This window comes from Sphingomonas sp. Root710 (genome assembly GCF_001429065.1).
Lineage (GTDB): Bacteria > Pseudomonadota > Alphaproteobacteria > Sphingomonadales > Sphingomonadaceae > Rhizorhabdus.
Genome location: NZ_LMIB01000012.1, coordinates 176,334 through 196,153, shown reverse-complemented (window position 1 = coordinate 196,153; position 19,820 = coordinate 176,334). Strand labels below are relative to the sequence as shown.

Here is a 19,820-nt window from a genome sequence, read left to right as displayed (position 1 = left end):
CCCCTCCCTGTTACCTGTGCCTCCGCCTATTGGCAGGGCTTCGTAATCTTACGGCCGTCCTCGTTGTGTAGGGACGTGCCGGTGCTTTGATCCTATTCGCTTCCGTGGGCGATTTCCTCCACCTGACGGTGAATACAGGGCATTGATGGGATCGATGTTGGTATGGGCCCCACCCCATAACGGACGTGCGGAGAGGGCGGGTTTTCGTCCGGGGATTGCCTCGCCGGCGAAGAAAAACCGCCGGGCCATTCGAAAAGAGGAGTTGCCGGAAAAGCCGGCGGGGCCGCAGCCGTCGGATCATCGGGGCGACGCTCGCTTGTGCCGGTCGCCCGCCCAGGGCGCGGCCCTGGCCACGTCAAGCGTAGATCACGCCTGCTTCAAACGCCCGGGATAGCGTCAATATGGCGGCGCGGATCATATCCTCGACCGGCGCCTCCTGTTTGACGAGGTCGGCAATGAAGGCGGGATGCACATAGACGGTCATCGCATCCCTGATCACCGACGCGGCCGTGGCGATGTCGTCGACCTTCCATTCATCGCGCTCCACCGCCTGGGCGATGATCTTCGTCAGCAGTGCCGTCATGCGCTGCACATAGCTGGACACCATATCGAGTCGTTCGACGAGAATACGGCGATGCAGGTCATGGATCTCCCGATCGCCGACGAAGCGTTCGCGCTTGCGCCGGTGCAGGTCCAGAAACATCGCCAGAAGCCGCTCGGCAACAGGTGCGCTCGAGTTCAGATAGGTTGCCGCCAGTTCCTCTTCGTCGCGCATCAGTTCCAGGACCAGGGCGTCGAAGATCTCGGCCTTGGACCGGAAATGGCGATAAATGGTGGTGTGCGATGTGCCCAGCGCGCGCGCGATATCCACCACATTCGTCTTGGCTTCGCCGAAGCGCCTGACCTGAGCGCTGGCGGCATCCAGAATCTGGGCGCGGAAGTTCGGTTCGAGCGAGGTTTGCGTGTCGGACATCCCTTCCGGAACTAGCGTGTCGCCGCCGATCAATCAATGCCAAACAAAATATGAAATATGTTCGTTGTATAATGATCGGCGATGCGCTATCAGCCGCACGTCACTTCGAGGGCTGCAGCATGACTGACCTTTCCAACCCAACCCGCTCCGGCGGCACAGCATTCGTTACCGGCGGGTCCGGCTTTGTCGGAACCCGTCTGATCGGGCATCTTCTCGCCCATGGCTGGCGCGTCCGCGCGCTGGCGCGCAGCGCACACAGTGCGGCGGAGGTGCAATCGCTGGGGGCCGAGCCCGTGCGCGGCGACCTGACCGATGGGAAAGCGCTGTTGAAGGCGATGAAGGGTTGCGACGTTGTTTTCCACGTGGCCGCTCACTTCAAGCTCTGGGGCGATCAGGCGCTGTTCGACCGGGTCAATATCGGCGGCACGCGTGCCATTGTCGATGCCGCCGTGGCGACCGCCACGGTGCGGCGGGTAATCGGTGTGAGCGCCGCGGCGGTCGTCATGGGCGATCCGGAGCCGATGCTCGATGTCGACGAGAGCCTGCCGCTGAAAGCTCGCAAATATGCGCCGTACAGCTCTTCGAAGGCGGGGGCCGAGCGCGTCCTGCTTGCCGCCAACAACAGCCGCCCCGGCTTGGAGACGATCGTGCTCCGGCCTCCATTCCTTTGGGGGCTCGGCATGCCCGCTCTCAATGAAATGGTCGAAACGGTTCACGCCGGCCGCTGGCGGTGGGTCGCCGGGGGCGGCCAGGCCCTTTCAACCTGTCACGTCGACAATCTGTGTCATGCGTTGCTCCTCGCGGCGGAGCACGGACGAGGGGGCGAAGCCTATCATATCGCCGATGCCGAACAGAGCACTCTGAAAGGGTTCATCTCGGCGCTGCTCGCGACGCGGAGCGTGACCGCGGACGACAAGGCCGTTCCCTTCGGGATGGCGTGGTTCATGGCCGGCCTGATGGGAGCGGTGTGGCGCATCTTCCGCCGCGAAGGCCAACCGCCGATCACCCGCCAGATGCTGCGGCTGATCGGCAAGCCGTTCACGATCCGGACCGACAAGGCCAGGGCCGATCTGGGCTATGCGCCGCAGATCACGCTGGCGGAGGGCCTCGCCGCGATGCGGCAGACCAGGAGCCGCCACGATGCAGCGCCGAGCTCCGGCAAGCCAGTCGATGTCCTGCCTTGATCGCCGACGTCATGTTCTCATATCGCGCGATAATCGCGGGCATCGTCGGCCTTGCCATCATCATTTTGCTTTCACGCGCCCTGGCGCAGGCCAACCCCTATTATAAGGGGCCTGTCAGCGATCATTTCGATGGGCAACGGTTCCTGAATCCGGGGCAGCCGTCCACCGATCGCAGCTTTGGGGAAATATGGCGATGGCAGTCGTCGCGCGCCGCGGCGAAATGGCCGAAGTCGGTCGAGATCACGCCGGTCGCCCCCGCGCCGCTCCAGGACAAGCTGCGTATCACGATGGTCGGCCACGCCACGACGCTGATTCAAGCGGGCACTCTCAATATCCTTGCCGATCCGGTCTGGTCGAAGCGCGTCAGCCCTGTTTCCTTCATTGGGCCGCGGCGGGTGACGGCGCCCGGTATCGCGTTTGATGATCTGCCGCCCATCCACGTCGTGCTGATCAGCCATAATCATTATGATCATCTGGATATCGCCACCTTGCGGCGGCTCCATGCGAAGCACCGGCCGCTGATGATCATGCCGCTCGGCAACGACACCATCGTGCGGAAGGCTATTCCCGGGGCGCGGATCGTCACCGGCGACTGGGGTAGTCGCATCCCTATCGATGCGTCGGCGACGGTGACCGTGACCCGCGCCAACCACTGGTCGAACCGCGGCCTGCGCGATAGGCGAAGCGCCTTGTGGGCCAGCTTCCTGGTCAAGACCAAGGTTGGCAGCATCTGGTTCGGCGGCGACACCGGTTATGGTGACGGTGCGGTTTTCCGGGAAATCCGCGCCCTTTACGGATCGCCCGACGTGGCCTTGATCCCGATCGGCGGCTATGCTCCGCGCTGGTTCATGTCGTCGCAGCACGTCGATCCGGCCGAGGCGGTTCAGGTCATGCGCGACCTCGACGCGCGCCGGGCGATCGGTATCCACTGGGGAACGTTCCAGCTCACGGACGAAGGTCGGGAAGCCCCGCGCGAGGAACTCGGCGAAGCTCTTGCACGCCTGGGCATCGGTCCCGACCGCTTCGCCGCCGCCCAGCCCGGAGACGTCTTCGACGTCGACTGAACGGTCCCTGGTTACGGAACCGCGCTTTTTCCTGCCCAGGGAACATCTTTGATCCGCCAGGAGTTGTCGAAAAGGGGACGCTGTAAAATTGGTTCCACGCTCTATGGTGGGACGGCCCAACAAGCGAGTGATCCTTCATGGCATATCGTCTGGCCTACGACCCCGACCGCGCTTTCCTTATGATAGAAACCAAAGGTTTCTGGACGATGGACATATTCCGCTCCTTCGAGGCGGAACTCCGGCCTCTCCTGTCGCGCGTGCGCGCCGATCACGATCGCTATCGCGTCCTGTCCGACAGCCTGGCGCTCGAGATACAGTCAAAGGATGTCAGCAGCGCGTTCGATCGATTGATGAACGACGGTCTGCTGGCGGCGGACGAGGGGCCGATCGCAATCGTGACGGATGGCGTCCTTAAGAAAATGCAGGCCGAGCGAGGAATGCGACATCTGAATGTCCGCTTTTTCACCACTGTCGACGATGCCATGAACTGGCTTTTCGAAGCTCCCTAGACCAGTTTGGGACCGCCGCATTTGGCCGCCTGCGTCTTGCTCGCCTGCAACGCGATCCGATCTTTCCCGCTCAATATATCTGGATCGCCGAGGATTTCGCCGGGGCTGGCGCGGCCTTGAAGCGTCTGGCCAGCGCTTCGGCGCCTCGGGCGAGAATCGTGATGTCGGTGCCGACCGCGACAAAGCTGGCGCCCAGTTCGAGATAGCGCTGGGCGAGCCTTTCGTCGGCGATCAGAATGCCGGCGGCCTTCCCGGCGCGCCGGATCCGGCCGATGCCTCGCTCGATGACATCCTGGACGTCCTGATGGCCGGGGTCGCCAAGATGGCCGAGCGCCGCCGCCAGATCCGAAGGACCGATGAACACGCCGTCAATGCCGGGCACCCGCGCGATATCCTCGATCGCGGACAGCCCCGTGACGGACTCCACCTGGGCGAGCAGGCAGATCTCCTCATAGGCCGACTGGAGATAGCCGGGCGTCCTGTTCCAGCGGCTGGCGCGTCCGATCGCCGAGCCAACCCCGCGGATGCCGAACGGCGGATAGCGGACGGCACGTACCAGCAATTCCGCCTGCTCGCCGCTCTCCACCATCGGCACCAGCAAGCTGCGCGCGCCGATATCGAGGAGCTGTTTGATGATGACCGGATCGCCGACCGGCGGGCGAACGACGGCTTCTACCCCGGAGGCTGCTATCGCCTGTAGCTGGGCGAGGATCAGCGGTATGTCGTTCGGCGCGTGCTCGCCGTCGATCATGAGCCAGTCGAAGCCGGCGCCGGCGCATATCTCGGCCGTGTACGGCGATGCGAGCGCCTGCCACAATCCGATCTGCGGACTATGCTCGGCGATCGCCGCCTTGAATGTGTTGGCTCTCATGGTGCGGCACTATGCCTTTATCAGCCGAAACAGCACGCGACGTCTCCCAATGGACCGAAATCGGCTGAAATCATACTTCCCGATGGCGCTTCGACGGGCCTGATGAACGATCCGGACAGGATGATCTGTCCCGCCTCGATCCGCTCGCCATAGAGCGCCAGGCGATCCGCAAGCCAGGACACGGAGAGCAGGGGATCGTTCAGCACCCCCGCGCCCAGGCCGGTCTCCTCGACCTCCCCATCCCGCGAAACGATCGCGCCGACCCAGCGCAGGTCGAGCGCCCGGATGTCGTGGACCGGGTTGCCCAGAACGATGCCGGCATTGGCGGCATTGTCCGAGATCGTATCGAGCACCGTGCGTAATCGGCCGGACCGCGGATCCTTGCGCGTTATCCGGGTATCGAGAATCTCGAGGGCAGGCGCGATGTAATCGGTCGCCGCCAGGATGGCGTCCGCGTTGAGCTGGCGACCCGCCAGCGGCTTTTTCATGATGAAGGCGATTTCGGCCTCGATCCGCGGCTGGATAAAACTCCGCGGCGCGATCCGAGCGCCATTTTCGAACAACATGCTGCGCAGGAGCACCCCCGAATCCGGGATGTCGATCGACAGCGCGGACTGCATCGCCTTTGACGTCAGGCCGATTTTCCAGCCGATGACATCATCCCCCGCTTCGCGCTTCTGCCGTACCCATTCAGCCTGGATGGCGTAGGCGTCGTCCATCGTCATCGCCGGATGATCCTCGCTCAGAAGCGGGATCTGGACATGGCTGCGCTCCGCGCCGTCCAACGCAAGCGCGGCGGCGCGGATGACCGCTTCGTCGAGGGTGATCTGCCCAGCCAAGCTCAGGCCTTCGCGGCGGCGCGGTTCGTCGCGAAGCCTTCCTCGGCGCCGAGCAGAGCCGGCGGTTCCTTGAGGCTCTCCTGCCAGAGCAGCGATTCCATCGCGATGTTGAGCGGCTGATCCTGGATGGTCAGTTCGTAGACGGGCTCGTCGTAGCTGGCATGGTTATGGACCGACCAGCCCGGCGCCGACAGCATCAGATCGCCCGCCTTCCATTCATAGGTCTTGCCTTCGACCGTCGAACGGCCCGACCCGGAGAAATAATAGTTCACCGCCGCCGACGAATGGCGGTGCGGACGATCGACGATCTTCGGTGGACGCATCGTTATCGTCGCGAAGAAATTGGGGGTCGTCCCGTTCGTGCGGCCCGTCATCGGATTGTACAGCAGATAGAGGCGGCGGCCGATATAATCCTTCCCGAGCGCTTCCAGCTTGTCGAGATGATGCTTCACCTCCTGCCAAGGCCAATATAGTGCCGGGCTGGTGACCGACGGCGGATTGATCACGATCTCGTAAGGCATCATCCAGGCACCCTCGTCGTTCAGCTGGAAGGTGCCGTAGGGGCTGGTCCGGCGCGCATCGGGCTGCGCCTGTTCCTCGTCGCGGTCGATGCTCTTCAGCAGCGGTTGCGGGTTCTCCTCCACGACGTGAATGTTCATCATCTCGAGCAGCCCGCCATTGCTGTAGGTCAGCCGCGCATAGATATCGTCACCGCTGTTCCTGTCGCGGTAGATGCGCATCGACGGCGTGTTCCAGACGTCGTGCAGCGCGGTCTGCCGGCGGCGACCGCTGATCTCGGTCTCGCCGCGGCCGCGGATCACGAAATTCACCTGCGTGGAATTTTGGCGGAAGGTGGCGGTTTCCTCGCCCGGCAATAGGACGTCCAGCGATACCTGGATGCCCGGCGCAAGCCCGATCGAACGCTGATTGCGCGGATGCTGGAAATAGGATCGCCGCCGGCCGTTCTGCGGGCGTGGGATGGCGGCGAGGCGCTCGATCTCGGCGTCGATCTGTTCTTTGGTGATGACGATCGGCTCCCAGGGGGCATCCTTTTCGGGAAGCGGACCGCTTGCGTCGATGAACAGCGATTGGGTCATGAAGGTAACCTCCTAAAGCCGGATGTCGGTCAGCCGCGGCTTGGCGCGGGTCGGTCTTGGTATGGGGCGACCGACGCCGGCCTCCCGAGCGCTGTCGAGCAGCCGCGCGCCCAGCGCGAGGTCGCCGATGCCCATCCCCATGGCCTTGAAGACGGTAAGATCGGCGTCAGCGGGGCGGCGGGCGTCGGCCGCCACGAGTTCGCTCAGCGGGTGCACCCGCTGCCATGCCGTCTCGTCGGTGCCGAATGCGTCCATGAACTCGTGCGAATGCTTGCGAACTTGCGGCACGCTGTCGGCGGCGATGACGGTGGCGCGCTCGAACAAATCGGTCGTGAACTCGACGCGGCCGGGCAGAATGGCGCCAACGGCGTTCAGATGCGTATGGCGGGCGAGCATGTCGCGCGTGAGGAAAGGCGCTGTCGCCCGTGTCGCGACGGTGGCGATCTCGGCCCCGCCGATCGCTTCTTCCAGGGTGGCGGTTGCGACGGCATCGATGCCGAGCGCTTCATGGGCCGCGCGGGCCAGCGCCTCGCGATTGGCTGCCGTGGGGCTCCACACGGTGAGACGTTCGAGCGGGCGCACGGCGTTGACGGCTGCGATCTGCGTCAAACTCTGCTTGCCTGCGCCGATCATCGCCATGCGCTTCGCATCGGCCTTGGCCATGACGTCCGTGGCCAGCCCGCTGATGCCGCCGGTGCGCATCTGCCCCAGCGCGAAAGCCTCGATTATGGCGAGCACCGCCCCGTCATTGGCATCGATGAGGATCAGCAGTGGCATGGCGCCGCCGGGCGTGTGCGCCCATGTCTTGGTTCCGACGACGCCCTGGCCCTCAAGCACGGCGCCGATGGCGTGCAGCGTGGAATGTCCGTCCCAGACAGCATGGGTCTTGACCATGTTGGTGGCCTTGCCGGCCGCCTCCTGCCGCAGGCCGCTCCGCAGCGCGTCGATGGCCTGAGGCAGCGACATGAGGTCGACGACGTGCTGCTCGGTAAGCCAGATGGGGTCGCTCATGCCGCAGTTTCCTCTTCGAATATGGATGGCACCGGCGGGGCGAGCCCCAGGCCGTTCACGATGATGGCATGGGTGAGATAGCGACCGATCAGAAACAGTACGGCGATGGCCTGGTCGGCGCCGATGCAGTCAATCGCCGCTTCCAGCTGCGCCGAAATATCGTGTCCGCGGCGTTCGATCGCCGCCATGACGAGCCGCTGCACCGCGCGTTCGGCATCGGAGAGAGCCTCGGCGCCATCTGGATCCAGCTTTTCGACGGCAGCCACCCAGGTCTCGCCGAAGCCGAGCTTGCGAGACAGCCGTTCGTGCTGGTTCCGCTCGTAATCATTGCCCATCACCGATGCGACGGTGAGCGCGCCGACCTCCGTCAGCCGATCCGGCAGCGCGTGCTTGAGCGCTTCGGTCATCTCCATGAATGGGACCAGGATATCGGGCTGATGTCCCGCGCATTTGAAAAATTCTCCGAGATATCCCAATCGTTTGACCCGTGCGTCCAGGACCTGCTGGACCGCTGGCGCGAGCTGGTCGAAGGACAGGCGTTCGATACGGTCGGACATGGTTCTCTCCTCGCTTCGGTTACGATGCGCCGATGCGGGGCTGGCCGGAAATATATTGTAGGACCAGCTGCTATACCTTACGGATATAGCCATGGATCTTCGGCAGCTTCGGTATTTCCTGGTGCTCAGCGAAGAGCTGAACTTCACCCGCGCCGCGGCGCGATGCAGCGTATCCCAGCCTCCGCTGAGCAGGGCGATCGCCCAACTGGAGGAGGAGCTCGGGGCGGCCCTGTTCGTGCGTGATACGCACAGCGTGGCGCTGACGGCCGCCGGGCGTAGCCTTGCCGATGACGCGATGCGCCTGTTGGCGGGCGTCAGCGAAGCCGGTGAAAAGGTGCGCGGCATTGCGCGCGGCAAGCGCGGCACGCTCAAGCTGGGCTTCGGCGGATCCACGGTTTACTCGCTGTGGCCGAAGCTGGTGCAGGGTTTCCGCGTGGTCGTGCCCGATGTAACCATTCGGTTCGTTTCGATGCCGGTGACCGAGCAGGTCGAGGCGCTGCGCGAAGGGCGCATCGACATTGGCATGATCCGCGAACCGATCCTCGACGAGATTCTCGCGACCCAGACGGTCTATCAGGAAACGCTCGCCGTGGCGCTGCCGTCCGGTCACCCGCTCCAGGCGACCACGGGTCCCATCGCCATCCATCAACTGGCGCCATACCCCTTCGTCACCTACGAAGCCCGGCGAGGTTTCAGCTACTATGCCGATCTCCATGCGCAGTGCCGGATTGCGGGGTTCGAACCGATGATCGCGCATGAAGCGCTATCGACCGAGGCGGTCGTCGGAATCGTCGCATGTGGGGAAGGGGTCGCGCTGGTGCCGGCTTCCGCCGAGAGGTTGCACATGCATGGCGTCTGTTTCCGGCCGCTCAGCGTATCGACGCCGCCCCAGCCGTTTGAATCGGTGACCTTCGGGCTCGCCTGGAACAAGCAGAAGGTGTCGTCGGTCGCGCTGGAGTTCGTCGGCTATGCCCGCCAATGGACGGAATCGCCGCATTCCGAGGCGCGCTAGATCATATCGGCGATCAGCTCGTCTCCCGACCAGTCGGCGAAGAGATCCATGACGATACCCCGCAGCCATTTGGCCGCGGCTTCATTCAAAGAGCGCTCATGCCAATATTGATGCACCCTTAGCTTGGGCGCCTCAATGGGCAGGTGAACGAATTTGAGCTGGTCCCGGCTGCGGAAGGATTGCAGGACCTTGCTGGGAATGGTGACGATGAGGTCGGTGCCCTTGAGAAGCGCGGGCGCCGCCAGATAGTGCGGAACGCGGACGACGATCCTGCGAGATCGCCCCGGCGGCAGCAAGAGCCGTTCGATCTCTATTTCCGACAGGCCCGGGGATATGATGCCGACATGATCGGCGTTGATATATTGCTTGAGGGTGACGTGGTCGCCGATCGTGGGATGATCCTTGGAAACGACGCAGACATATTCATCGTCAAAAAGCCGCTGTTGATAGAAGCCGTTCGTCAGATGGCGGAGCGCCCCGATCGCGAGATCCGCACGACCCGTTTCCAGCGCCTCGCCATAAGCCTCTCGCGGAAGCTGGGTGGCGACCAGCGACACGTTGGGCGCCTCCGCGCGCACGCGGCGGACGAGCGCCGGTAACAGGCCGACCTGACCGATGTCCGACATCAGCAATGTGAAGGTCGCATGCGCGGTCTTCGGATCGAACTGCGCGGACATCGACAGGCTTTTCTGCACCAGGGTCAGCGCTTCGCTGATCGGCAAGGCGATCGATTTCGCCAATGGCGTCGGCTCCAGCCCGGTGCGGGTCCGCACGAACAGTGTATCGCCGCAGAGCAGCCGGAGCCTGTTCAGCGAATGGCTGATCGTGGGTTGGGCGCGGCCGAGTTGTCCGGCCGCGGCAGTGACGCTGCGCGTCTGCATGATGGCGTCGAACACGACGAGCAGGTTGAGGTCGATGTCACGAATATTCATGGCGTCAATCGTTAATCAACATGTTGGGTTAGGATAGCGTCGGCACGGCGCGATTGCCATCGATAAAATGAATACAGCTTATTGCGCACCAAATGATGCGAGGCTCTGCGAGCGTGGCTAAGATCACCGCAAAAGCAAGCATCGGAAAACGTCACCGTTTTCCCAATGAGCGGCGCAGGGTGCGTCCGCCATGCCATGCCGCGCTACCGCGGCCTGTCCCGCGACAGGCGTCGATGGCTGCGGTTCCTGCGCATCGGCGGGTAAGCGCCGGCTGTGGAGGAAGAGGGGACGGGCCGACCATGACGGGATCCGACAGGCAGACGGCGGTCGTGGTGGGCGGCGCGGGCGGCATCGGCCGCGCGATATGCCGGAAGCTCGCCGAGGCGGGGCTCCGCGTCGCTCTGCTGGATCTGAACGAGGCGGCCGGCTCCACAATAGTCGGATCGCTGACGGGGCACGATCATATATTCGTGCGGGTCGACGTCACCAGCGAAGCGTCGGTTGACGCCGCATTCGCATCGGTGGAGGCCCACGCCGCTGCGTCCAAGCTGGTCATCGTTTCGGGAGGACCGCTCGGCACGCCCGCGGCACCCGCCAATATCTTCACCGTCTCTCTCGACGAATGGAACCGCACCCTCGAGCTGAACGCGACGGGCACATTTCTATGCTTGCGCAAGTTCGCGCAGCTGCGCGTCGCAAAGCCCGTTCCGGCAACGCGCATCCTACTGTTCGCCTCGATCACCGGACAATTGGGGGGATCGATGACGGGCCCCGCATATCCCGCGTCGAAGGCCGCGGTGATGGGCCTGACCCGCCAGGCGGCGCTGGATCTCGCGCCCCATAACATCATCGTCAATGCGATCGCGCCCGGGAGCGTCGCCACTGACGAGCTCAAGCGCTTCGTCGATGCGTCGATGATGAAGGCGCTCGAGGCGCGCGCGCCGCTGCACCGCATTGCCTCGCCCGAAGAGATAGCCGATGCGGCATGCTTCCTGCTCTCGGACGCCTGCTCCTATATCACCGGCGCCACGCTCGACGTGAATGGCGGAGCGCTGATGCGATAATGCGGCATCCGGCTTTTCAACCTGGCGGAACCATGCGGCATTGCGGTCGGCATATGTCGACGCGGGCACGGTCCACAGGTCCATCGAGAGGGCATGGACGGCCCGGGCAGTCGACAAGGATGGGCGGCCTCTCTTACTCCATCTTCCAGCAGCGCGTCCCATCCATCAGAAGGTTCTTTGCCCCATGAACACTCCTCAAGCGTTGCCGGGGCGGAGCCGCTGGCTCGTCGTGTTGAGCTGCTTCCTCGGCCTGCTCCTATGTATCTCCCCATTTTTCCAATATGCGTCGGGGGTCATTCTCGCACCGATGGCCGACGGCTTCGGCTGGAATCGCAGCCAGCTTGCGATGGGGCCTTCGGTCGCGTCTCTTACCCTGGCGATATTGGCGCCGTTCGTCGGCTGGTGGATCGATCGTCGAGGCGCGCGCGTCGTCGCGATCGCCGGCAGCGTCGCGATGCCGCTGTCGATCATGCTCCTTGGTTTCATCCCTGCCGATTTCACCATCTTCCTGATGGTCGCCGTCCTGATCGGCATCTGCGGCGCGGCGACGCTGCCGTCGGTCTACCTGTACAGCATCCCGCGTTTCTTCGATCGTCAGCTGGGGCTGGCGATTTCGCTGGGTGTCATCGGGCTCGGCGTCGGACAGATCGTGCTCCCCCTGATAAGCGGCGCCGTGGTGGCGAATTTCGGCTGGCGCATGGCCTGGGTGGTCATGAGCGCGATCATCCTGGTTGCCGGACTGGCCAATGCGCTTTTCCTGGTTCCGCGCAGGGATGCGGCCGCGCTGCCTGGCAAGGCGGCGGCCGAACCTCTGGACGGGCTGCAGTTCGGCCAGGTTTTGCGGAGGCCGGACTACTGGCTGCTCGCGCTCGCCTTTTTCCTGATCGCGATGGTCGCCAATGGCACCGCCGTTCACCTGATAGGGCTGCTGCTGAGCCGGGGGCTTCCCCATCAGCAAGCGCTTTTCGCTATCTCCGCGCTCGGCATCGGTTCCATCGTGGCGCGGCTGTCGACGGGCATAATGATAGACTGGTTCGGCGTCCGCTTCCCGGCCGCGCTTTTCCTGGGCGGACAGGCTGCGGGATGCCTGTTGCTCCAGATGGACGTCGGCAGTCTCGGCGCGGTGCTGGGGGTGATGCTGATCGGCGCGGGACTGGGTGCTGAATCGGACATCATGCCCTATGTGCTGCGCCGGAAATACGGCATGCGGGCGTTCGGCCGGGTCAATTCGTTCAGTTTCTCGGCGCTGGCGATGGGGTCCGCGATAGGGCCTGCCCTGGTCGGGTTGAGCGTCGATCTCACGGACGATTACGCCTCGATATTGCTCGCCTTCGCCGGCTCGGCGGTCGCCGCGATCGTACTGATCTCGCTCCTGGCGCCCCGGCAGACCCGCATCGGCGGCAACAGGACGCTCAGCCCGGTGCATCCGTAAGCGCCGATCGAGGCACGCCGCCGGCAGCCGAACATTTCCATTATCGAGGGCTCACCATGCTTGATACGATGTCGGGGATCATCCAACGCAACGCCGCGCTCAACGGAGATCGGATCGCCGTCAGGAATGAGGGCCGCGTCTATACGCACCGGCACCACGCGCACCGGATATGGTCGCTCGCAAATGCCATCGGCGGGACGCTGGGCGTGGCTCGTGGAAGCCGTCTCGCGATCCTGTCGCAGAACCGCAGCGAATATCTCGAGATATTCGGAGCAGCGGAGAGTGGCGGCTTCGTAGCGGTCACCCTCAACTGGAGGCTCGCCCCTGCCGAACTCGCCGCGATCGTCGACGACAGCCGGCCTGATGTGCTGTTCGTGGAACAGGCGATGGTCGGCCTGTGGGAACAGACCCGGTCGCTGACAAAGCATCCCGTGGGCCGCCTGATCATGATCGGCGGCCCCGATGACTTCAGCAGCGATTATGAGCGGCTTCTCGCATCGGGCGAGCCGTCGCCGCCGGATGTCGCGATACGCCCGGAGGACATCGCCCACATCATCTACACATCCGGGTCGACCGGTCGCGCCAAGGGCGTCATGGTGAGCCAGGGCGCGCTTGCGCGCGCCGCCGGTGTGATCAACGGCACGGCGGGCCTCCGGCCGGATGACTGCATGATCGTGGTAATGCCCCTTTTCCATTCGGGCGCGAAGATCGAATGGAGCGCCACGCAATATCTCGGAGGCTCCTGCATTCTTCTGCGTCAGTTCGACGAGACGCTCATCCTCGACGTGATGGAAAGGGAGCGGCCGACCGTGGCCCACCTCGCGCCGGTCATGGTCAAGCGCCTGGTCGAGCACCCCGGCTCGGCACAACGCGACCTGTCGTCGATCAGGCAGATCAACTATGGATCGGCGCCCGTTCCGGCTGAGGATCTGGTCCAGGCCACCGGCCGGTTCGGCGCCATCTTCGCGCAGATTTACGGGATGACCGAGAATATCACCAATAGCATCCTCCTGCCGTTCCAGGCGAAGCTTTCCGGAACCGAGCAGGAGCGGGAACGGCTGAGTTCGGCGGGGCAGCCCTTCCCGGGAACCCAACTGCGGATCGTCGACGAGACCGGTAAGGCGCAGCCCGTCGGGGGCGTCGGCGAAATCGAGGTCAAGTCAGTCGGCCTGATGAGCGGTTACTGGAACAAGCCCGAGTTGACCGAGGCGGCGTTCCACGATGGCTGGCTGCGCACCGGCGACGTCGGGCGGCTTGATGAGGACGGCTTCCTGTTCATCGTCGACCGAAAGAAGGATATGATCGTTTCCGGCGGTGAAAATATCTACAGCCGCGAAGTCGAGGATGCCCTGCTCAGCCATCCGGCCGTGACCGAGGCCGCCGTCGTCGGCGTGCCCGACGAGCGCTGGGGCGAGGCGGTGGTGGCCTATGTCGTTCTCGATGCGCCGGCCGATGAAGCGGCGCTGATCGCGCACTGTCGGACCAAGATAGCGGGATATAAGAGGCCGCAGCGGATATATGTCGTCGACGATCTCCCGCGGCTTCCGCAGGGCAAGGTGAACAAGGTAGCGCTCAGGGCGCCGCATTGGGCCAATCGCGACCGCCTCGTCTCCTGACTCCGCGAGGGCGTGGCATCATGTGGACGAGCAGGGCGCCTTCGCTCCGCTGTTCGCGATCAAGTCCTCCTCGGGCGCCCGCACATCCATGAAATTGGAAGGGGCGGCACCCCTGAAACCTGAAATTCGCACCACGTCGGCGGGCGCGGGCGGCTGGGTTCTGGCTATTGCCGGGATCATGATCTCGGGTCAGCTGAATAGATGCGATGAATACCATCAATTCGAAATGGGTCGGATGCCTGCCACGCATTCCGCATTGTAAAAAGTCTTCGCCAGAGACTCGTAATTGGCGGGGCGAATAGGGGATTTAGGATGCGGATGCTCGACGGCATCACTGTGATTGAGCTCGGTAGTTTTATTACGGGTCCGCTCGCTGGTCTGGTGCTCGCAGAAATGGGCGCCAACGTGATCAAGGTCGAGCGCCCCGAAGGTGATCCGTTCCGCCAGTTCGACGGCGGAAAATACAGCCCGCACTTTCAGGCCCACAATCGGAACAAGCGGTCTGCGGTGATCGATTATGGCCGTGATCCGGGGCGCGCGGCGCTGCTGACCCTGATCGGGCGCGCCGACGTCCTGCTCTTCAACATGCGGCCCGGCGTCATGGACAAGATCGGACTGTCCGAGCAGCGCCTGCGCGCCGATTTCCCGCGCCTCATCATCTGCGCGATCAGCGGCTTCGGCCAGACCGGTCCCTATTCGCAGCGGCCAGCTTTCGACAATGTCGGCCAGGCCCTGTCTGGCTGGATGTCCCGCTTCAAGGTGAATGACGACCCGAGGGTGCTGGGGCCGGCGGTATCCGATGCGGCGACAGGCCTCTATGCGGCGTCAGCCATCCTCGGCGCGCTGTTCGAGCGCGAGCGCAGCGGCGTCGCGCGCTCGATCGACATATCGATGCTGGAATCGACGATGGCGTTCGGCCTCGAGCCGATCGGTCAATTCCTTGCGACCGGTGTCGCCCCGGCCGTCCTGCAGCGCGGAGCCATGTCGCAGGCCTATTCGGTAACCTGCGCCGATGGTCTGCGGATCGGTCTGCATATCTCGTCGCCGGACAAATTCTGGGAAGCGCTGTGCAATGCGATCGGCCGTCCGGACTTCGTCGAAACCTATCCCCGGCGCGTCGATCGCATCCGGAACTACGAGTTCCTGGCGGAGTCGCTTAACAAGGTGTTCGGCGAGCATCCGCGAGATCATTGGCTGGAGCGGCTCGATGGTTCCGATGTGCCATTCGCACCCGAACATGGCGTGGACGAACTATCGAGCGATCCGCAGGTCGCGCATCTCGACCCGTTTTACACGATCGAACATCCCGAAATGGGGTCGATCGCGAGCCTTCACCGGCCGTACCGCGTAGACGGCAGCCGTGAGATCGATTTCCGTCCGCCGCCCACCCTGGGCGAGCATACGCGCGAGATATTCGCCGAATTTGGAATAGCGGCTCCGCTCCCGACGACCTGAGCGCAGCCGGCATAGTGGAAACTGCGGATCCAAATGTGGGCCGCGCAACTTGGGGAGGCAGATATGAAGATCGACAAATCGATAGCGATGCTACTTGCGGCGACGGCGCTTGCCGGCGCCGGCACTCCGGTGCTCGCGCAGGGCGCTGCGGGTGAAGAAAGCCTTTTGAGCGACATCGTCGTGACGGCGCAGAAGAAGACCAAGGCCGAGGAAGCGCAGAAGGTTCCGATCGCGATCACGGCGCTGTCCGGCGCGCAGATCGACTCCCTTCACATCACCAGTCTGCGCGACATGGGCACCTATGCCCCGAACGTCGCGCTTGAACCCAATGGCACGATCAAGGGCCTCGCCAACTTCACGATCCGCGGCCTTGGCGCGAACACCGCGACCGCCTCGGTCGAGCCGAGCGTCGGCCTGTTCGTCAACGGCGTCTACCAGGGCGTCAACGGCGGTCAGGTGCTCGACAATTTTGACGTCGAGAGCGTCGAGATCTTGCGCGGGCCGCAGGGTACGCTGTTTGGCCGCAACGTCACCGGCGGCGCGGTGGTCGTCCGCACTGCGCGCCCGACCAAGGAATTGTCGGCGCGTTTCCAGCTCGATTACAGCAGCCACGATAATGTGAAGGCGGCCGCGACGGTCAGTGGCCCCATCATCGGCGATGCGGTGCTCGGCAAGCTGACGGTCTACAACCGGCATGACGGCGGCTGGTTCTACAACCAGACGCTGCGCCGCCACACCGGCGGCGACAACACCTGGTTCGTCCGCCCGACCATCCAGGTCAATCCCGCCGAGGGCATCGAGCAGACCTTCATCGTCCAGCATCTCGAAACCCATGGCGACGGCATCGTGTCGCGCAACATCTTCCTGAACCCGAAGAAGTTCCAGATCACGCAGGATTATGCCGGTTACACCGACATCAAGGCCACCGATTTCACATCGGAAACGAACATCGACGTCGCCCTGGGCGACGGAAAGATCACCAACATCTTCGGCTACAGGAAGCTGAGCCAGAAATCGGGCCGCGACTTCGACTCCGGGCCGACGCTCATCAATCATGCGCAGGACAGCTGGAAGCAGCACCAATATAGCAACGAGTTGCGCTATGCGGGCAGCTTCGGGGATTTCATCGATCTCACGACGGGGCTTTTCCTGTTCAAGCAATATCTGATCGCGGTGGACCGCCGCGATCTGGCTGGCGGCGCGATCACCGAAGGCGGCGGCTCGATCGACCAGAAGGGCTGGGGCGTCTTCGGCCAAGTCGACATTCATGTCACCTCCGCGCTGACGGCGACGGCCGGCCTGCGCTATTCCTGGGAAGAAAAGGAGGCCCATGTCGCCCGGTCGTCGGGCGCGCGCCCCTGCAATCTGCAGACGCGCATATGCACCTTCGCCGGCGCGGACGCGCTGAACGCCAAGAAGGGCTGGAAAGCCCTGACTCCGCGCGTCGGCCTGCAGTGGCAGGCAACCCCGGACGTCATGGCCTATGCATCCTACAGCAAGGGTGTGCGAAGCGGCGGCTATAATGTGCGGCGCGCCAGCGCGGCCGATCCCGGGGTCTTCAACCAAGAGAAGCTGGACTCGCTCGAGGGCGGCATCAAGAGCAAGTTCTTCGACCGTCGGGCGCGAGTGAACGTCTCGGCCTTCTATACAAAGATCAAGGGATTGATCCTCAACGGCAACTTCAACTGCACGATCAATCCGACGACCTGCCCCACCGGCGTCGTCAGCACCTTGTTCAACGCCGCCGACGCGAACATCTACGGTGTGGAAGGGGAGTTCGTGGTCGCGCCGTTCCAGGGGCTCGAACTCAACGCCAATGTAGGCCGGACGATCGGCGACTACACCAAGGTGCTCGCGGATCTCAACAAGGACGGCGTGATCAACAGCCGCGACAAGAACCGCGCCATCCCGCGCGTCTCCAAATGGTCCTATAATGTGGGCGGCACGTTCACCTTGCCGCTCGGCGATGCCGGCAAGGTCGCCTTCCACACCGACTATGGCTATCGCAGCAAGGCGTTCCTCGACGAGGCCAATCTCGTTCCGATGGTTCCCTATCGCAAGATGAATGCCGACATCACCTACACCTTGCCGGGTGGGAATCTCAGCGTTTCCGCCTATGTCACCAACCTTACCAACCGTGAGCAGAACTCGGCCTCGACCCCCGTGGTTCCCGGCGTCGCCTATTATTATGTGATCGACAAGGGACGGATCTGGGGCGCCACGCTCAACTACAAATTCTGACGGACAGGCGCGCGCGGGTTGCTCGAGGCAATGTCTTCGAGCGGCCTGCGCGATCCTCGTTTCTTCGGATGTCTGCGAAACGCCCGCTCGATGAGCGGGCCGTGCTGAGCCCGCTCTTTGTTGGAAGAAGCCATGCTGCCGGGAAAAGCCCTACTGATTGGATCGACATTGCTTGCCGCCGCATCGTCCATCCAGGCGCAGCAACCGATCGAAACCCGATCGGCCGCCCCAGCCGCTCAGGATGGCAAGGGACAGGGTACGCGCCTGATCCTGCTGGGTACCGCAGGCGGACCGATAATCCGGAAGAACAGGTCTCAGCCCGCGCATCTCCTGACGGTGGATGGCAAGGCCTATCTGATCGATGCGGGGGACGGCGTTTCCCGGCAACTGGTGAAGGCGGGCTATCAGCCCTTCGACATCAAGTCGGTATTCCTGACCCATTTGCATATGGACCATGTCAATGGACTGGCGCCGCTACTCGCGTTCAATTGGGTAAGCCGCCGCAATAACCACATCGCGATCTTCGGCCCGCCGGGCACGAAAGCGATCGTCGATGCCGGGATCGCCTATTCTGCCGTTCCGGAAGCCATATTCGAACTGCAATTTCCCCCTGCGCCGAAAATGCCCGATCTGGTCAAGGCGAACGAGCTCGGGGCGATCGGCGCAGACGGGCCGCCCGCGACGATCTACCAGGACGACAAGATACGCGTATCGGCCGTCGAAAACTCCCATTATTCAACGATTCATCTACCCCAGCGCGCCTATGGCGAGGACCGAAGCTACAGCTATCGCTTCGATACGCCGGACCTTTCCATCGTGTTCACGGGCGATACTGGAGCAAGCGAGGCCGTGACCAGATTGGCCAAGGGGGCTGACATATTGGTCACCGAGGTGATCGACCTCGACAAGCAACTAAGCCTCTTGCGGGCATTCGGCGTACCCGATGAACAACTGGGACCGCTGATCGATCATATGAAGATCGAGCATATCACGCCCGAACAGATCGGCGCGATGGCGACCGCGGCTGGCGTCAAGAAAGTCATCCTGACCCATGTCGTGCCCGGGGCCGACGAGGAAGCCGACCTGACGCCCTACGTCATGGGCGTCAAAAAATACTATAAGGGGCCCGTCATTCTCGGGCGTGACCTCGACAAATTCTGATCGGCCGCAGTGTCTTTCCCGTAAGCTGGATTGCCGGGCGGCTCTGGCGCGGTTGCGGGCCGCCCGGCCGTCATGGCCGCGAAGCGAAAAAGTCGCGAGCGGCTTCGAACGACGCGGCCGCGGCCGCCGCCTGAAAGTTCCGGCTTCCCTGCTGGGTAAAGCCATGCGCGGCGTCGGGATGGACGGTGATCCGGATGTCGGATTTTCCCGCGGCACCTGCTCGAATCCGTTCGACCTCCTCCATCGGAACGAGCGGATCGGCTCCCCCGAAATGAATATCGAGTGGCTTGTCGATGCCGGCCAGCCGGTCCGCATAGAGACCGAGCCGCGCCGCGTGGAAGATCACATAAGCATCGCCGAAGCCTTGCAGCGCGAGTTGCAGCGCAGGTTCTCCGCCCGCGCAATATCCCCCGATGAACAGGGGACCGGCATTCTGGAAATGGGCGCCGACCTCGCGGAGGTCGAGAAGCATCTGGCGGCGATCCACCGCCTTCACACGGCCGATCGCTGCCTGAAAGCCCTCGTCCGAATGTTGGATCGGACCGGGAAACACGCGCGCGAAATAATCGGGCGCAACGGCCAGATAGCCGGCCCGCGACCAGTTCCGCATCGTGCGGGCGAATATCTCATCCACCCCAAAGATCGGTGAAAGCAGCAAAATGGCGGCTTTCGGGGCATCGGCCGGGCGATCCACCAGCACGTCCATGACGAAACCGTCGCACAATCGGAGCGGCTCGACGGCGAGGGGTATGTCAACATCAGTCATCGGTCTGATATGCCATCGGGCGAGGGTGCTGCCAAT

The 19,820-nt window shown here is 63.5% G+C and carries 19 protein-coding genes; 11 read left to right on the top strand and 8 right to left on the bottom strand.

From position 1 onward, the window contains the following. Positions 1-355 precede the first annotated feature (355 nt). Positions 356-973 carry a TetR/AcrR family transcriptional regulator gene (locus tag ASE00_RS10780; protein WP_056381572.1) on the bottom strand — a complete coding sequence of 206 codons (618 nt, stop codon included), beginning with the start codon at positions 971-973 and terminating at the stop codon, positions 356-358. 119 nt (positions 974-1,092) lie between these two features. Between ASE00_RS10780 and ASE00_RS10775 the strand changes: the two genes are divergently transcribed. From ASE00_RS10775 to ASE00_RS10765, 3 genes are all read left to right on the top strand, one after another. Beyond that, positions 1,093-2,157 (top strand): NAD-dependent epimerase/dehydratase family protein, encoded by a 1,065-nt coding sequence (locus tag ASE00_RS10775; protein ID WP_082594726.1) that lies wholly within the window; start codon positions 1,093-1,095, stop codon positions 2,155-2,157. An 11-nt stretch (positions 2,158-2,168) separates the two neighbouring features. Continuing rightward, complete coding sequence (locus ASE00_RS10770; RefSeq protein WP_082594725.1) at positions 2,169-3,221, top strand: MBL fold metallo-hydrolase; 1,053 nt, start codon at positions 2,169-2,171, stop codon at positions 3,219-3,221. Positions 3,222-3,358: 137 nt separating this feature from the next. Further along, positions 3,359-3,730 carry an STAS/SEC14 domain-containing protein gene (locus ASE00_RS10765; protein ID WP_056380093.1) on the top strand — a complete coding sequence of 124 codons (372 nt, stop codon included), beginning with the start codon at positions 3,359-3,361 and terminating at the stop codon, positions 3,728-3,730. 70 nt (positions 3,731-3,800) lie between these two features. Here ASE00_RS10765 and hpaI read toward each other — a convergent pair whose 3' ends face one another. The 5 genes from hpaI to ASE00_RS10740 are packed head-to-tail and all read right to left on the bottom strand — an operon-like array spanning position 3,801 to position 7,961. Beyond that, positions 3,801-4,601, bottom strand: a complete 801-nt coding sequence (gene hpaI, locus ASE00_RS10760; protein ID WP_056380091.1) for a 4-hydroxy-2-oxoheptanedioate aldolase — start codon at positions 4,599-4,601, stop codon at positions 3,801-3,803. Between the two features lie 20 nt (positions 4,602-4,621). Next, positions 4,622-5,440 carry a 2-oxo-hept-4-ene-1,7-dioate hydratase gene (gene hpaH / locus ASE00_RS10755; protein ID WP_200957919.1) on the bottom strand — a complete coding sequence of 273 codons (819 nt, stop codon included), beginning with the start codon at positions 5,438-5,440 and terminating at the stop codon, positions 4,622-4,624. A 2-nt stretch (positions 5,441-5,442) separates the two neighbouring features. After that, positions 5,443-6,537 carry a cupin domain-containing protein gene (locus ASE00_RS10750; RefSeq protein WP_056380090.1) on the bottom strand — a complete coding sequence of 365 codons (1,095 nt, stop codon included), beginning with the start codon at positions 6,535-6,537 and terminating at the stop codon, positions 5,443-5,445. Between the two features lie 12 nt (positions 6,538-6,549). Next, positions 6,550-7,548, bottom strand: coding sequence for an ornithine cyclodeaminase family protein (locus tag ASE00_RS10745; protein WP_056380088.1), 999 nt, complete (start codon positions 7,546-7,548; stop codon positions 6,550-6,552). Continuing rightward, the gene (locus ASE00_RS10740) at positions 7,545-7,961 is read right to left on the bottom strand and encodes a hypothetical protein (protein WP_235538627.1); all 417 of its coding nucleotides are present in this window, start codon (positions 7,959-7,961) and stop codon (positions 7,545-7,547) included. The genes ASE00_RS10745 and ASE00_RS10740 overlap by 4 nt, the downstream gene beginning before the upstream one ends. A 235-nt stretch (positions 7,962-8,196) precedes the next feature. Between ASE00_RS10740 and ASE00_RS10735 the strand changes: the two genes are divergently transcribed. Beyond that, a complete protein-coding gene (locus ASE00_RS10735) occupies positions 8,197-9,117 on the top strand; it encodes a LysR substrate-binding domain-containing protein (RefSeq protein WP_056380084.1) in 921 nt (306 codons plus the stop codon). Here ASE00_RS10735 and ASE00_RS10730 read toward each other — a convergent pair. Further along, positions 9,114-10,049: a LysR family transcriptional regulator gene (locus tag ASE00_RS10730; RefSeq protein ID WP_056380082.1), complete on the bottom strand. Its 936-nt coding sequence runs from the start codon at positions 10,047-10,049 to the stop codon at positions 9,114-9,116. The two genes, ASE00_RS10735 and ASE00_RS10730, sit on opposite strands and share 4 nt — an antisense overlap. Positions 10,050-10,348: 299 nt before the next feature. Between ASE00_RS10730 and ASE00_RS10725 the strand changes: the two genes are divergently transcribed. From ASE00_RS10725 to ASE00_RS10695, 7 genes are all read left to right on the top strand, one after another. Then, on the top strand, positions 10,349-11,113 hold the full coding sequence (locus ASE00_RS10725; protein ID WP_162256439.1) for an SDR family NAD(P)-dependent oxidoreductase: 765 nt from the start codon (positions 10,349-10,351) through the stop codon (positions 11,111-11,113). Between the two features lie 184 nt (positions 11,114-11,297). Beyond that, positions 11,298-12,545 carry an MFS transporter gene (locus tag ASE00_RS10720; RefSeq protein ID WP_082594621.1) on the top strand — a complete coding sequence of 416 codons (1,248 nt, stop codon included), beginning with the start codon at positions 11,298-11,300 and terminating at the stop codon, positions 12,543-12,545. 56 nt (positions 12,546-12,601) lie between these two features. Continuing rightward, positions 12,602-14,161 (top strand): long-chain-fatty-acid--CoA ligase, encoded by a 1,560-nt coding sequence (locus ASE00_RS10715; RefSeq protein WP_056380076.1) that lies wholly within the window; start codon positions 12,602-12,604, stop codon positions 14,159-14,161. A 22-nt stretch (positions 14,162-14,183) separates the two neighbouring features. Next, positions 14,184-14,423 carry a hypothetical protein gene (locus ASE00_RS10710; RefSeq protein ID WP_056380074.1) on the top strand — a complete coding sequence of 80 codons (240 nt, stop codon included), beginning with the start codon at positions 14,184-14,186 and terminating at the stop codon, positions 14,421-14,423. A 50-nt stretch (positions 14,424-14,473) separates the two neighbouring features. After that, a complete protein-coding gene (locus ASE00_RS10705; RefSeq protein ID WP_056380072.1) occupies positions 14,474-15,616 on the top strand; it encodes a CaiB/BaiF CoA transferase family protein in 1,143 nt (380 codons plus the stop codon). 63 nt (positions 15,617-15,679) lie between these two features. Beyond that, a complete protein-coding gene (locus ASE00_RS10700) occupies positions 15,680-17,857 on the top strand; it encodes a TonB-dependent receptor (RefSeq protein ID WP_056380070.1) in 2,178 nt (725 codons plus the stop codon). A gap of 132 nt (positions 17,858-17,989) precedes the next feature. Further along, on the top strand, positions 17,990-19,018 hold the full coding sequence (locus ASE00_RS10695; RefSeq protein WP_082594619.1) for an MBL fold metallo-hydrolase: 1,029 nt from the start codon (positions 17,990-17,992) through the stop codon (positions 19,016-19,018). Between the two features lie 70 nt (positions 19,019-19,088). Here ASE00_RS10695 and ASE00_RS10690 read toward each other — a convergent pair whose 3' ends face one another. Next, entirely contained in the window at positions 19,089-19,784 is a 696-nt protein-coding gene (locus ASE00_RS10690; protein ID WP_162256438.1) for a dienelactone hydrolase family protein, read from the bottom strand. Between the last annotated feature and the right edge of the window lie 36 nt (positions 19,785-19,820).

Bases quoted from the DNA above. Each gene is read 5' to 3' on its own strand.
- ASE00_RS10745 (WP_056380088.1), bottom strand. From the start codon at position 7,548: ATGAGCGACCCCATCTGGCTTACCGAGCAGCACGTCGTCGACCTCATG.
- ASE00_RS10780 (WP_056381572.1), bottom strand. From the start codon at position 973: ATGTCCGACACGCAAACCTCGCTCGAACCGAACTTCCGCGCCCAGATT.
- ASE00_RS10740 (WP_235538627.1), bottom strand. From the start codon at position 7,961: ATGGAGATGACCGAAGCGCTCAAGCACGCGCTGCCGGATCGGCTGACG.
- ASE00_RS10705 (WP_056380072.1), top strand. From the start codon at position 14,474: ATGCGGATGCTCGACGGCATCACTGTGATTGAGCTCGGTAGTTTTATT.
- ASE00_RS10735 (WP_056380084.1), top strand. From the start codon at position 8,197: ATGGATCTTCGGCAGCTTCGGTATTTCCTGGTGCTCAGCGAAGAGCTG.
- ASE00_RS10765 (WP_056380093.1), top strand. From the start codon at position 3,359: ATGGCATATCGTCTGGCCTACGACCCCGACCGCGCTTTCCTTATGATA.
- ASE00_RS10695 (WP_082594619.1), top strand. From the start codon at position 17,990: ATGCTGCCGGGAAAAGCCCTACTGATTGGATCGACATTGCTTGCCGCC.
- ASE00_RS10690 (WP_162256438.1), bottom strand. From the start codon at position 19,784: ATGACTGATGTTGACATACCCCTCGCCGTCGAGCCGCTCCGATTGTGC.
- ASE00_RS10770 (WP_082594725.1), top strand. From the start codon at position 2,169: ATGTTCTCATATCGCGCGATAATCGCGGGCATCGTCGGCCTTGCCATC.
- ASE00_RS10700 (WP_056380070.1), top strand. From the start codon at position 15,680: ATGAAGATCGACAAATCGATAGCGATGCTACTTGCGGCGACGGCGCTT.
- ASE00_RS10750 (WP_056380090.1), bottom strand. From the start codon at position 6,537: ATGACCCAATCGCTGTTCATCGACGCAAGCGGTCCGCTTCCCGAAAAG.
- ASE00_RS10720 (WP_082594621.1), top strand. From the start codon at position 11,298: ATGAACACTCCTCAAGCGTTGCCGGGGCGGAGCCGCTGGCTCGTCGTG.
- ASE00_RS10730 (WP_056380082.1), bottom strand. From the start codon at position 10,049: ATGAATATTCGTGACATCGACCTCAACCTGCTCGTCGTGTTCGACGCC.
- ASE00_RS10775 (WP_082594726.1), top strand. From the start codon at position 1,093: ATGACTGACCTTTCCAACCCAACCCGCTCCGGCGGCACAGCATTCGTT.
- ASE00_RS10715 (WP_056380076.1), top strand. From the start codon at position 12,602: ATGCTTGATACGATGTCGGGGATCATCCAACGCAACGCCGCGCTCAAC.
- ASE00_RS10725 (WP_162256439.1), top strand. From the start codon at position 10,349: ATGACGGGATCCGACAGGCAGACGGCGGTCGTGGTGGGCGGCGCGGGC.
- hpaI (WP_056380091.1), bottom strand. From the start codon at position 4,601: ATGAGAGCCAACACATTCAAGGCGGCGATCGCCGAGCATAGTCCGCAG.